We start from the raw sequence: 12,072 nt of genomic DNA, 5'->3' as shown, positions 1-12,072 counted from the left end.
TTAGTGGAGTTGCCTTCTGCATAGGTCATAACGTATCATGTCAGAGGCAGCAGCTCATCAAGAAACCAGTGATTTACCGCACTCATGTCAACAATAAATGGCTAGTCAGTTATGACGTAGAATTTACCTGAAATTGGTGAGATTGGAGGTACTATGTCAAGGATCAGGAAGCTTGAAGAGATTACGTTGAACTCCTGGCCCGCCGCCTACAGCAGGTTGAGGGATGGTTGGATAATGAGATACGCCGGCGGATACACAAACAGGTCAAACTCAGTATATCCACTATATGATTCTCACGAATCTCTTTCTCATAAGATCGAAGAGGTCAGATCATTTTACCGTTCCAGGGATCTGCCTCCAATGTTCAAATTGACACAGGAGTCTAAGCCGGTCTTCCTTGACAAAACCCTTGAAGAGATGGGCTTTCAAGAGATAGACAGGGCTCTCGTCATGACTAAGACCTTGGACAGCAAAAGGTTAGATATCTCCGATCTCGATATCTTCCCAACACCGGAAGAAAGATGGCTCGACATCTTTTTCTCACTTAACAAGAGAGCACGGGGTAATAAGTCTTGGGCAAAGAAACTTCTTTCGATGGTAATATCCAAGAGCTTCTTCGTGCTACTCAAGAAGGAGGGAAACGATGTTGGTTGTGGTTTGGCAGTCATTGAAGGAGACCATATAGGATTATTCGGAATAGCTGTCCTCGAAACTGAAAGGCGAAAGGGTTATGGAATACAGATAACCGAGAAACTGCTGGAACTCGGAAAGAAAAGGGGCGCTAGAATCGCCTATCTTCAAGTAGACAAACCTAACATAAATGCGATAAGACTCTATTCAAGAGTCGGGTTTAAGATGGAATACGAGTACTGGTACAGGGTTGATAAGTAGATGCTGCAAAGCATAGACCTTTTCAGCGATTTGACCTCCGGCGAAATAGAAAAAATACTTGTTGGCTCTCGAAGGATGCACTCTTCAAGCAACCAGGTCTTGTACACTCCCGATGATCGGTGCGATTCGCTAAGTCTTGTTCTCGAAGGCAAACTCCGAATATCGAAGTTTTTGCCTTCAGGCCAGGAACAGATTATGAACCGTCTGGAAAAGGGGCAGATGTTCGGCGAGGCGTTGGTTTTTGCAGGAAGAAGGTATGCTTCTTATGTGGTTTCAGAGGTGGATTCGGAGATTCTCAACATCCCCAAGAAAGTGCTTCTGTATGCTTTCAAGAATCAGTGCTTTCTTCTCACTTATCTCAGAAGCATTTCCGAGAAGATCTTGAATCTGTCAAGCATAATCGAGATTCTTTCACTATCCACTGTGAAGAAAAAGATCGCCAGCTATCTGCTTGAATTATCTCTTGAAAAGGACTCCCAAACTTTGAAGCTTCCCTGCACAAAGAAGACTCTGGCCAGTCTAATAGGATCAACGAGGGAGGTGGTGTCCAGAAACTTCTCGGAACTTGAAAGAGACGGGATCATTTCCATGCCTGATAGAAACACAGTGGAGATAAGGAATCTCAAGCGCCTGGAAAACTTGCTTTTCGACTAACTCTCAAGAAGTTTTTCGAGATACTCTTTTACTCCGTAAAGATCTTCGAAAACATCTTTCGAGAAAGACAAATCTAGATGGGCATTCTCTTCATTTCTAACACCCAGCACTTCCATTCCAGCTCTAACGCCACTTCTTATTCCATTTGGCGAGTCTTCAACAACAACACACTCTTCAGGCTTGACTCCAAGAAGCTCCGCAGCTCTGAGATAGATAATAGGTGAGGGTTTAGATTCATGAACTTCATCACCACCCACAACTACCTCGAAGTAATCGAGTACGTTAATCTTTCTCATAAGTTCCTCAATGGCGGCCCTCTCTGTAGATGAAGCTATGGCCAGCTTAACCTTTTCCGACAGGTAAGCGAGAAGGTCGATCAACCCGGGATTTGGTTCTAGAGTCTCCCTTGCAAGCTTCATGTACCTTTCCATGTATCTTCTGCCAAAGTCCTCAGGTTTCATATCTAGTCCCGCCGTTTCTACAACGACCTTCTGGGTCTCTGTCATCTTCAGACCCATCTGCTTTTCAAACAACTCAACACTTATCTTACCGCCCAGCTCGGTTACCAGTTCCGTACATGCCTTTCTATAGACTTTTTCCGAATCGATAATGACCCCGTCCATATCGAATACTACCGCTCTAATCATCTTTTCTCCCTTATGTTCAACAGATTTCTAATATCTGCAGCTGCCCTACTTATGGTCTCTTTTCTTACGTAGATGACGCTGTTAAATGGGTCCACATCTATCAACGATGACTTGAAAAGAAGACCAATGTGATAGGAGATAGTCGACTTTGCAAGTCCAGTGAACTCAACTAAATCTCTCTGCAGGGCGGGCTCGTTATTCAACTTCTTCAAGATCTTGAAACGGGTTTCATCCGACAGGACTTTCAGAAGACTCCTCAACCTTACCTCTTTAGGTATTCTGCCCGAGAAATCTTCAGTAACTTCTTCAAGACCCATTATAAGGAGGTGGAACGTCGGATAGGTCATTACACCGGAGTTTGTGTGGGGCACAGAGTTCTGAAGTGTTATATACAAGGGTTTGGACTCGTCCAGCGTTATGCCATAATAGTCTAGATAGTTCGAGAATGCATCTCTAATCCTCTGAGGAGAACTGTTCTCCACGTACCCTTTTACAAGCCGCATGTTAAGCTCCCTCAATCCACTGCGCTCATAGTAATTCAGGATTTTCAGCGTATTGGAAGAGAGGAAATCCATTGCGGTCTTCGGGAAGAAAAGCAGCTGGTTTATGAACCATACTGTGTCAGCACTTATTCCGCCGATTGCCTCTATAGCCTGCGAGACCTTCTGAGGGTTCTCATGGATCATAAGATTAAGTTCATCGTGTGAAATCTTCAGTCTTCTTTCGGCAAAGACACGAATGAATCGATCTCTTATCAGCTTTACGCCTTCCTCAGCTATGTTTAGGCTTTCCTCTATTGTTACGAACATTCCGTCCTGCAGCTTCTGCCTAATTGGAAAGAGTATGGGAGCCATCACACCTAATTCATTCATAAAGGTAATATACATCCTTGTTGACCATTCTGTGTCTCTCAACAAATCCTCTCTGAATTCCATCAGCTGCGTTGATGGCTCATAATCAACTCCGAGTGTCTTAAGCACTTTCTCAACCGGACCAGTGTTGAGCGAGAATTGAATGGCCATCGTCAGATCGTATATCTCGAAGTATCCTGTAATCAATTCCATTACTCTTCACCCTCTTCGTACAGCGTTTCCAATCTCTTAAGTATCTTCTCGAGACGCTCTTTATTAAGCGAAAAGTACACCCTTCTGTGATCCTTACGACTCGTGACAAGAGCCAGCTCACCCAATGTAGAAAGGTGGTAGGAAACGGTCGACTTCGACAAACCCACAATTCTCGCAAGCTCATCTACGTATTTCGGCTCGTCGGATATCGCCTTAAGAATCTGCATCTTTGTCTGATCGGAAAGATTTCTAAGAAATAATCTGAGAGTGTTGTCGGTTACCACAGGATTCATGATCTCTTCAATCTGTTTCAGGTGCTCACTGAAAACTATGAGTTGGATATCGCAGGCGCTGGCGAACTTGAGGCCCGAATACTTGAGAGTGTTCTGAAATAAAAGGTGAAGAGGCAAATCTTCCCTGGGCCTTATACCGTAGAATTTCAGGAAATCCTCCGCAACTTCCTCGTACTCTTCGGCTCTGAATAGTCTTAGCCTTTCAGCAATCTTGTCACGATTCTTCTTTCTGAGCCCTGATTCTTCATAGTGCTTCTTAAGTTCTCTCAGAGCAAAGATTAGAATCTCCTTAGACTGTTTGGGAAACTTGATCAGTTGAGTGATGAACCAAGTCGTGTTCTCAGAAAGGTCTTCTGCCTTGTCAACGGCCTCCGAAACGATGCTCAAGTCACCGTCTAGCGTCTTCCTCACGTCCTCTTGAGAGAGATTTAGATTGTTCAACAAGATGCTGTCAACCACACACCTTGCCTTTTCTTCAAAACTTTTTCCCAGGCTCTCTATGGCCTCTTCAAGAAGAAGCTCGCCTCCGGGCTCCTTTGGAAAATCACAGAAGAATATGACACTGTCCTTTATTTCGGAGAAGACCTCAACAGCCACTCTTATCGACCAGTTATCATTACTTCTAACTCTATCAAGAAATTCGACAAGTTCTCTTCCTGGTTCGAAATCAAACCCCAGGTCTTGCGAGAGTGCATCGAAGTAACTCTTTCTATCAGCAAACCCACATGCCATTAAAATCTCTACAAGTTCAACGTATCCCGGAATGATTTTCAAGGAATACACCTCTCAAGTTCGACTTGTCTTGAATTATAGCACAGATACAGTTAGAGTAATTTAGAACTGATCTCTCTGTTCTGACTAGACATAGCTCTTAGGCTTTGCAGAACTCGCTCCAACACGAATCTATTCATGCTTATGATCCCTACCATTCAACGATCAGAGAATATAAGGTCCTTAAACGACATATAGTTAGAAATTCATTGTTCGTTAACATTTAAGGTTTGACAATTATCAAACCCAATGCTAAGATCAAAATGTAAGAGATGAATCGAACGCAACGAAAAGGAGGAGTCGATATGAAGAGAGAACCAAAGAGAATACGAAAAGACATTCAGAAAGAAATCGACAAGGCAAGATCGGCTTCTGCAAAACACGGTAATTTCCTGGCGTTCTGAAGAATTTACCAGTAGAATCGCGACATACAAGCAACCCCCCTTTTCCCCCACGGAAAGAAAGATGACTTCGGGTCTCAGCAGAGGCCCTTTTTTCATTCCTTTCAAAGTAGGGGAAGGACCTCCTACTATCAAAAGCAAAGAGACCTTGGTCGCTGATGAAAACCACGTTGGCCGTCAACGATCCTCCGTTCTCCGAGAAAAGAGAGGACAAGCAGAAATGATGCCGACTTCATCAGGAAGTGAGGCTCGCTGGCGCGTGGTAGTGATGCCCGGAGAAACGTTCGGGGAAGTGATGCGCCGAAAAGCATCGGCGGAAGTGATGCCACCTTCGGTGGGACGCAATGCACTGAAGAGCATCAGTGATAGCAATGCCTGCTTCGCAGGGAAGCTTATTTTGGTTCAACGTGCTCTTTCCTACCACGAAGCCGCTACCCCCAACCCCGGTCTCTTGCTTTTTCTGGCAACTTGCATCTTGGAACTTGCAACTGAACTTTTACAAGCGATCAGCGGGTCCTTGATCTTAAGCGCACAGCGGTTCTTAGCCCGCGAAGCGGAACCGGCCTTTGCGAAGCAAAGACTGGCCACCGAAGGTGACTGGCTTTGAATTTCTCGTCTTCTCGTGAGCGCAGCGAACGTCTCGAAAGTGCTCTTTCTCGATTGTTCTTTTCGGTGGACTGGTTCGCGGTGTTCTCGGACGGTTGACCCGTAACGGTCAACGACGATCATTTCTCGCACTCTCAAAGCAAAACTCCCGACAATGATTTTTCTCGGTTGGTCTCACATACATGCGCCAAACGCCAGGAGTTTCAACAAAAAAAAGAGCCCGAAAGCTCTCTCGTGATTTTCCAGCACTTTCTCAGAAAGTTATGAATGATCTCGTCTTGAGAATCTCAACTCTCACTTTCTCTATCTGCTCTGTAACTTCCTTCATCGATTTCATCTGATTTTCTGACACCTGTCATCCCTCCCCGGTTCGATACATCTCTTACAGTACTATTATGACAGATAGTTAGATGAATGTCAAACATATTCATGCAAATTCCGCAGTTATCTAACTATAGAGTGAGCTAGCTCGACCGGTTTGTCAGCTGATAATTATCGACATCTTCTTCAGAAATTCTTTGCTCTGCTAATCTTTTCCCACATTGAGCATCTGTTATGGCCAGTAAATCACTTTGAGGACCTATTCACTCTTAGTCTTTCTCGTTCTTCATTGTGCAGCGAAACACCGATGCTGGTATCCGTTAAAGGGATTCCTCCGCTCAATGGCAGGACAAATCATCAGCATTTCCTTGGTGTTACCCTTCTGACAAGCGAGAATACGATATGATAGTCTCATGGAGAGTCTGTATTGGTAGTGAAAAAGGATGGTGATAGAGACTCATGTTCTTCCTAACTAAGGAGTTCACATTTGATGCGGCTCACAATCTGACCAGTTATCACGGAAAGTGTGAGAAGCTTCACGGCCACACCTATAAGCTTCAGATAACAGTTGCCGGAGAGAAGAATCAAGAAGATATGGTCATCGATTTTCTGCGGCTCAAAGACATAGTCAAGTCAGAAGTGTTGAGCTTGCTCGATCACGCATACATAAATGATGTTATACCTCAGCCGACCGCAGAGAACATAGCCGAGTGGATATTCAAACGCCTGGCTTCCAGGGTTGGAGGAAGCGATTATGAGCTTTACGAAGTGGCGGTGTGGGAAACACCGACTAGTTTTGTTCGTTACAGGGAGAGAGATGTTTGGTAGGAGTTCCTTTTGGGCGATTCGTTCCAACGAACTCGGTGATTCACAAATTGTCACCGATAGCAAAGACCATAGCCTTTGTTTCGCTTTCAATAGGCTCGCTGTTTCTGAGCGGGATTGCAGATTTCACAGTCTTCCTATCACTCTGGATTGTTCTCTCCGCACTTTCAGCAGTTCCTTTCAGGGAGTTCGTGAAGACGCTACGGGGGATAAGGTTGTTAATCCTGTTGATCGTAGTCTTTCAGATCCTTTTTACTCACGGAAGAGTCTTGCTGGACTTAAAGGTTTTGAGGATCACAGAAGAGGGTTTGATAAACGCTGCGGTGCTTTCGGCCAGAATGATTCTTGCGGTGCTTTTCAGTATAATGCTTTCACTTACAACAACACCCCTGGAGATCTCTTTTTCTGTGGAAGAGATTATTGGAAAACTCCCCGGGGGCAAGAAGCGGTCTTCTGAAATTGGAATGGCGCTTTCTCTAACTCTCACTTTCATCCCCCTTATCTCCCTTCAGACAAACCGAATAATCTTGGCACAGAAGGTGCGGGGAATAGAGTTCGACAAAGGGAGCATATTCTCAAGAGTGAAAAACTCAATCTCCGTAGTGATCCCGGTAATTGCAACCTCGCTGAAGAAGGCTCAGGACACTGCTGCCGCCCTTCAAATTAGAGGATACAGACCTGGACACAAGTTAACTTGCCTCAAGGAAAAAAGCTGGTCTTTGAGTGACTCGATTCTCTTAGTAGTAACGATCCTTTCGATTCTGACCGCCATCATACTGTGAAGCCGAAAAGTTCGGCCAGACGAGAAGGATTTATCCTTGCCATAGCTCTTGCCGCAGAGATTCTTAGGCGGCTTTCAATGGAAGCATTTAGAGCGATTTCTTCAAGATAAGGAAGAGGTCCTTCCAGTTTTAGAAGTCCCGTTACGGAAGAAGCGAGTACTCTTGTCTGAAGGTCCTCTTTTCTGTTAGAAAGAATTCTAGTAATATGATCTTCGATATCGATAGTCTTAAGTTTCTTCACGGCCCTTAGCGATGCCTTTTTTAGCCGGGATGATGTTGATCTAAGAGATTCATCGATAACATCTGCAATAGAATGATCCATAAGACTTGCCAGCGCCTCCATACATACGGCTCTCACTCTGTCAGAAGGATCTTCTAATCCAGTGTGTAAAATCTCTGCTGCAGACGGTTCTACAAGACCTTTAATATACTGTGCGCCTGCGAATCTCATCTCTTCATCCTCAGAATCCATGAATCTCTCTGCTGACTGAAGCATCGAAACATCGTACCCTTTGATCTTCCTGTGAGTTTTCATTGCGGAGATAGCAACTGTTCTATCATCGGAATCAATCAATTTCTTGAGAGTGGGAAGCGCGATATCATCAGGAAAGGACTCGAAAGTCTCAACAATTATCTGTTTGACTTTTGAGGATCGGAAATCCTTCAAGAGAACTAGAAGCTCTTCAGCGGCGCCTGAGTTTCTCTGGCCCAGTCTCGAAAGAAGAGCCACCTTCTGGAACTTGCCTGAAAGAGATGAAAGCTCCTCTTCTTCAAGCCTGAGCTGCCCTTTGCAGGCCGCCAGGATACTCCGAATATCGTTACTCGGGTCTTCGTCAAACTCCTTCAGGAGTTCGTTCTCCCCGGCTTCAGCCAGAGCGACAACAAAAGTCTTCCTAACCTTTTTGGAGGGGTCGGCGGCGATTCGCCTCGCAAGATCCTCGTCTTCATAGCCAAATTCCACGAGTTCTTTCGCTGTTGTGCTTCTGACAAGATCTGACGGATCATCCAATGCTTTGAGAATAGAATCTCGGTTCTCACTCAACTTTGCCATAGTGACCACTGCATTCTTTCTGACCTCGGGTGAAGGGTCTTCGAGAAAGCTTTCAATATTCTCTATTCTCATCTCTCTATCAGCAGCAGACTTCACAGCTCTTGCCCTTACGTATGCCGAAGGTGAATCCAGCATCTCTTTTACATCCATTTCTATTCTGGAGAGAATCTCCTCTTCTATAGCCTGAAGCATCTTCCTGATATCCTTTGGATTCATCCTATCCACCTTTTGTCCCTATCAAGATTTCTCTTTTATCGATTACAAATCTGACTGTCCCTTCTTCTTCAAAGAAGCCTGCAGACTCTCTAAACTCGGTCACGGTATTATATGAATTTCCAGACCTTCTCATTATCCTGTTTCCAGACACGTAGTACCTTATCCTTTTCTTTTGCCCATCAACAATTGCATCGAAGCTTATAAAGGAAACCCCCCATGAGAAGTTTCCCGTGGAACGATTAAGGTCCCTTTCGACGATGTCGAAGGTTCTCGACAAAGACATGTTCGTTTTCGTTTCCTGAACTATGCTGGAAGACATAGCCAGCCACATGTTAACAATTTTGAAGATCGAAATCAGCAAGAGAGCAGATACTGCCAGAGAGACTACCATCTCAATCAGCGATATTCCCTTCCTCATACTCAATCAACTCGAGCAGGCTCTCCAACCTCTCAAGAACTCTATCTCTACCAAGTACGGAGATCGTCTCAAAGAGTCCCGGAGTCACAAGCCTACCAGTTACCCCCCCTCTTAGAGTTTGGAAAGTATTCTTCTTGGATGTTATCTTCTCATCCGCAAGTTCCCTAACAGTCTTCTCAACACCTTCAACGGACCAGTCGCGTGCGTCTTCAAACCGCCTGATAGCAGCAGAAACAAGATCTTTGCTCCAGTCATTTTTAAGATACTTGACAACGTAGTCTTCCTGGTAATCAACCTCTTCGCAGAAGAAAGGCGCCGAGAAATCGAACAGCTGCTGTAGAGTATTGATCTTCTCGCGGCAAATTGTTAGGACTTCTCTCGAGTAAAACTGATCGGCTTCCATGTTCGCGTAATAGTCAAACCTTCCAGTGAACTTCAGCCACAATCCAAACTGCACAGCCAGTTCGTCGGGATCAAATAACCTCAAGTGCTTTCCGTTAATCCACTCAAGCTTCTCGTAATCGAAGACGACTCCTTTGTTGGAGATATCTGATGGAACGAAGTCCCTGACCTTTTCGTGGTAATCAAAGATCTCCTGATCAACCGTCCATCCAAGAAGCGCAAGGTAGTTCATCAGTCCCACACTCAAGTACCCTTCTCTTCTGAAATGATCCACACTAGTATGACCATGCCTCTTCGAAAGAGGAGCCCGGTCACTACCAAGAATCAGAGGAATATGCATGAATGTTGGTGGTTCCCATTCCAGGGCTCTATAGATCATGAGCTGCCTCGGAGTATTTGTGAGATGGTCTTCTCCTCTGAAAACATGAGTAATCTCCATCATATGATCATCTACAACTACAGCGAAATTGTAGGTCGGGAATCCATTCGATTTGATTATTATGAAATCAGAGAAATTCTCGTTTTCGAAACTCATCTCTCCTTTAGACAGATCGGAAAAGCCGGTCGTACCGTCCGGTATCTTGAACTTCACTGTATATATCTCATCATCAGATAGCTCAGGAATCTCCTCTGAAATCCGTAAAACCTCTTCCTGATTTGACTTGGAATAGACTGCAAAATATGCCCGACCTCTTTCGACGAGCTCTTGAGCAAACTTATCGTAGAAACCGAGAGCGACACGCTCGCTCTGTCTATATGGGCCATAATCCCCGCCTACATCCGGCCCTTCCGACCAATCAAGTCCACACCATTTCATGGAGGAAAGGATCTGATCCTCAAATCTCTTCTCAGAACGCTCGATATCCGTATCTTCTATTCTCAGCACAAAACCTCCATGTTGGTTTTTCGCAAAGAGCCAGTTGAACAGCGCCGTCCTAACACCACCAACATGAAGATTGCCGGTAGGACTGGGCGCAAATCTACACCTTACCATTTTCAGCCTCCTCAAGGTACGTCTCAAGATCTTCTATATTACTTGCCAGCTTCATTTCTACAGTCTTTCTCTCGTCAAGATACTTGCCGTCAATTAACACAGATCTGATTCTGTCTGTCCAGCCGCCGGTACCCTCCATTAGGATTACTGAACGGCCATATGAGTACGAAGAAACTACTTCCAGCAGAGTTCCCGCCTGACCTCCAATAGAGATTACTACATCGGCTGATTTTGTAAGTATCAGGGATCTCATAGCAAAATCCATCCCGGTTCTTATCCTGATCTCATTGTGCTCGTTGCCCTCGTCTCCGATAGGAAGTACTCCAACTACCCGACCTCCCTCTTCCGACATAGATCTTGAAACAAGTTCCATTACTCCGTCTCTCCCACCTGTCATTGCAACGTGACCACGCCTTGCAAGAGTTCTTCCAACTTCTTCACAGACTACTTGAAGCTCCTTCACGGGACTTCTGTCCGTGGGGCCCGAATAACCAATTACAGCGACATGAAGCATCAATCGTCACTTCCCAGATACTTCTCGACAACCTGGCTGTCTCCAAGGACCTCTTCCGGGTCTCCGGAAGAGATGACTTCTCCCTTGTACAACACATAGAGTCTGTCAACAACTTTTGCTATAGAAGAGACATCGTGGTCCGTAACTATAACACCTATTCCCCTGCTCTTAAGCTTTCTGATCATCTTCTGAATATCCTTCACAGTCATAGGATCTATTCCCACGAAAGGCTCATCGAGAAGTATGAATGAAGGAGAAAGGGTCATCGTCCTGGCAAATTCCAGTCTTCTCTTCTCCCCACCCGATATCGACGAAGCAACCTGATCTTTCAACGAAAGGATTCCGAACTCATCCAGTATCTCGCTCGCCCTCTCATAGTGACTTTCTTCTTGACCGGTAAGTCTCATGACCATCGTCAGGTTTTCAATCACCTTGAGTCCCCTGAAAATCGATGTCTCCTGCGGAAGGTAAGCTATTCCTCTCTTGGCTCTTTCGTGGATTGGAAGATGAGTTATATTCTCGCCATTGAGAAATATACTCCCAGTGTTCGGAATAACTATTCCGAGAATAGACTTGAAGGCGGTGGTCTTGCCTGCACCGTTGGGTCCAAGCAGTCCCACCACCTCAAGCGATGATGCCTCTATTGATACATCCTTCAGTACTCTTCTTCTTCCGTAGCGCTTGTCAAGATGTTCGCATTTCAGATAAGAAGGATCACTCAATTCTGAAACCCTTTCATATACTCGATTATCGCGTCAGTAATATTGTAAGCAGAAGAACCATATACAACTATTTCGTCGGATATTACCATGTCTATACCAATAAACGTTGCGTAATCTCTGATTCTCTTGTTAACCTGTTCCAATATGACCTGCAGTTTTGCATTGTAAGTAGTTTCCAGTGTCTGTTCGTACTGACTCTTCTTGGTAAGAATCTCCTGTTGCTTCTGGAGAAGCGCTTCTTGACTAGCCCCAGAGTTCGCCAAGTCCTGATACTCTCTACTCAAGCTATCCAACTGGCCCTGATAAAACTGAGTGTCTTTCTGATAGTCGGTATTCAATGTAACCCAGTCTCTCGTTGACTCAAGGACTTTCTGCATATCTGCAAACGCGATTTTTGCAGGATTGGAAGGCCCCGCACTGCTCTCAGAGACAACAATCGCCCCGACCGCCGCAACCATTATTACGATAAGAATAAATTTCATGGATCTCTTCACAAGAAC

The 12,072-nt window shown here is 45.0% G+C and carries 14 protein-coding genes; 5 read left to right on the top strand and 9 right to left on the bottom strand.

The genetic code is table 11. The features are described 5' to 3' along the window. The first annotated feature begins 153 nt into the window (after positions 1-153). Together V512_RS06330 and V512_RS06325 are read left to right on the top strand one after the other, a co-directional pair. A complete protein-coding gene (locus tag V512_RS06330; RefSeq protein WP_099829610.1) occupies positions 154-891 on the top strand; it encodes a GNAT family N-acetyltransferase in 738 nt (245 codons plus the stop codon). Then, the gene (locus tag V512_RS06325; RefSeq protein WP_099829609.1) at positions 892-1,545 is read left to right on the top strand and encodes a Crp/Fnr family transcriptional regulator; all 654 of its coding nucleotides are present in this window, start codon (positions 892-894) and stop codon (positions 1,543-1,545) included. It abuts the gene before it with no gap. Here the strand turns inward: V512_RS06325 and V512_RS06320 are convergent. The 3 genes from V512_RS06320 to V512_RS06310 are packed head-to-tail and all read right to left on the bottom strand — an operon-like array spanning position 1,542 to position 4,323. Further along, a complete protein-coding gene (locus tag V512_RS06320) occupies positions 1,542-2,192 on the bottom strand; it encodes an HAD family phosphatase (protein WP_099829608.1) in 651 nt (216 codons plus the stop codon). The genes V512_RS06325 and V512_RS06320 overlap by 4 nt on opposite strands. Next, a complete protein-coding gene (locus tag V512_RS06315; protein ID WP_099829607.1) occupies positions 2,189-3,256 on the bottom strand; it encodes a winged helix-turn-helix domain-containing protein in 1,068 nt (355 codons plus the stop codon). Before V512_RS06315 ends, V512_RS06320 begins: the two co-directional genes overlap by 4 nt. After that, positions 3,256-4,323, bottom strand: a complete 1,068-nt coding sequence (locus tag V512_RS06310) for a winged helix-turn-helix domain-containing protein (protein WP_099829606.1) — start codon at positions 4,321-4,323, stop codon at positions 3,256-3,258. Before V512_RS06310 ends, V512_RS06315 begins: the two co-directional genes overlap by 1 nt. A gap of 462 nt (positions 4,324-4,785) precedes the next feature. Here V512_RS06310 and V512_RS06305 point away from each other — a divergent pair, with 462 nt between their 5' ends. The 3 genes from V512_RS06305 to V512_RS06295 all read left to right on the top strand — a co-directional run bounded on the left by V512_RS06305 (position 4,786) and on the right by V512_RS06295 (position 7,255). Next, positions 4,786-5,328, top strand: a complete 543-nt coding sequence (locus V512_RS06305; RefSeq protein ID WP_099829605.1) for a hypothetical protein — start codon at positions 4,786-4,788, stop codon at positions 5,326-5,328. Between the two features lie 779 nt (positions 5,329-6,107). Beyond that, entirely contained in the window at positions 6,108-6,476 is a 369-nt protein-coding gene (queD, locus tag V512_RS06300; RefSeq protein ID WP_099829604.1) for a 6-carboxytetrahydropterin synthase QueD, read from the top strand. Beyond that, positions 6,470-7,255, top strand: a complete 786-nt coding sequence (locus V512_RS06295) for an energy-coupling factor transporter transmembrane component T (protein WP_099829603.1) — start codon at positions 6,470-6,472, stop codon at positions 7,253-7,255. Before queD ends, V512_RS06295 begins: the two co-directional genes overlap by 7 nt. Here V512_RS06295 and V512_RS06290 read toward each other — a convergent pair. The 6 genes from V512_RS06290 to V512_RS06265 are packed head-to-tail and all read right to left on the bottom strand — an operon-like array spanning position 7,245 to position 12,066. Continuing rightward, positions 7,245-8,522 carry a HEAT repeat domain-containing protein gene (locus V512_RS06290; protein WP_099829602.1) on the bottom strand — a complete coding sequence of 426 codons (1,278 nt, stop codon included), beginning with the start codon at positions 8,520-8,522 and terminating at the stop codon, positions 7,245-7,247. The genes V512_RS06295 and V512_RS06290 overlap by 11 nt on opposite strands. Before the next feature lies 1 nt (position 8,523). Beyond that, on the bottom strand, positions 8,524-8,940 hold the full coding sequence (locus V512_RS06285; protein ID WP_099829601.1) for a hypothetical protein: 417 nt from the start codon (positions 8,938-8,940) through the stop codon (positions 8,524-8,526). Next, a complete protein-coding gene (gltX, locus tag V512_RS06280) occupies positions 8,915-10,336 on the bottom strand; it encodes a glutamate--tRNA ligase (RefSeq protein ID WP_099829600.1) in 1,422 nt (473 codons plus the stop codon). Before gltX ends, V512_RS06285 begins: the two co-directional genes overlap by 26 nt. Beyond that, on the bottom strand, positions 10,323-10,850 hold the full coding sequence (locus tag V512_RS06275; protein WP_165775353.1) for a TIGR00725 family protein: 528 nt from the start codon (positions 10,848-10,850) through the stop codon (positions 10,323-10,325). The genes gltX and V512_RS06275 overlap by 14 nt, the downstream gene beginning before the upstream one ends. Further along, positions 10,850-11,572 carry an LPS export ABC transporter ATP-binding protein gene (gene lptB / locus V512_RS06270; RefSeq protein ID WP_099829598.1) on the bottom strand — a complete coding sequence of 241 codons (723 nt, stop codon included), beginning with the start codon at positions 11,570-11,572 and terminating at the stop codon, positions 10,850-10,852. Before lptB ends, V512_RS06275 begins: the two co-directional genes overlap by 1 nt. Next, positions 11,569-12,066, bottom strand: coding sequence for an OmpH family outer membrane protein (locus V512_RS06265; RefSeq protein ID WP_099829597.1), 498 nt, complete (start codon positions 12,064-12,066; stop codon positions 11,569-11,571). Before V512_RS06265 ends, lptB begins: the two co-directional genes overlap by 4 nt. Positions 12,067-12,072 lie beyond the last annotated feature (6 nt).

The organism is Mesotoga sp. Brook.08.105.5.1 (assembly GCF_002752635.1).
GTDB lineage: Bacteria > Thermotogota > Thermotogae > Petrotogales > Kosmotogaceae > Mesotoga.
The sequence above is the reverse complement of the archived record's forward strand: the minus strand, read 5'-3'. Positions and strand labels throughout refer to the sequence as shown.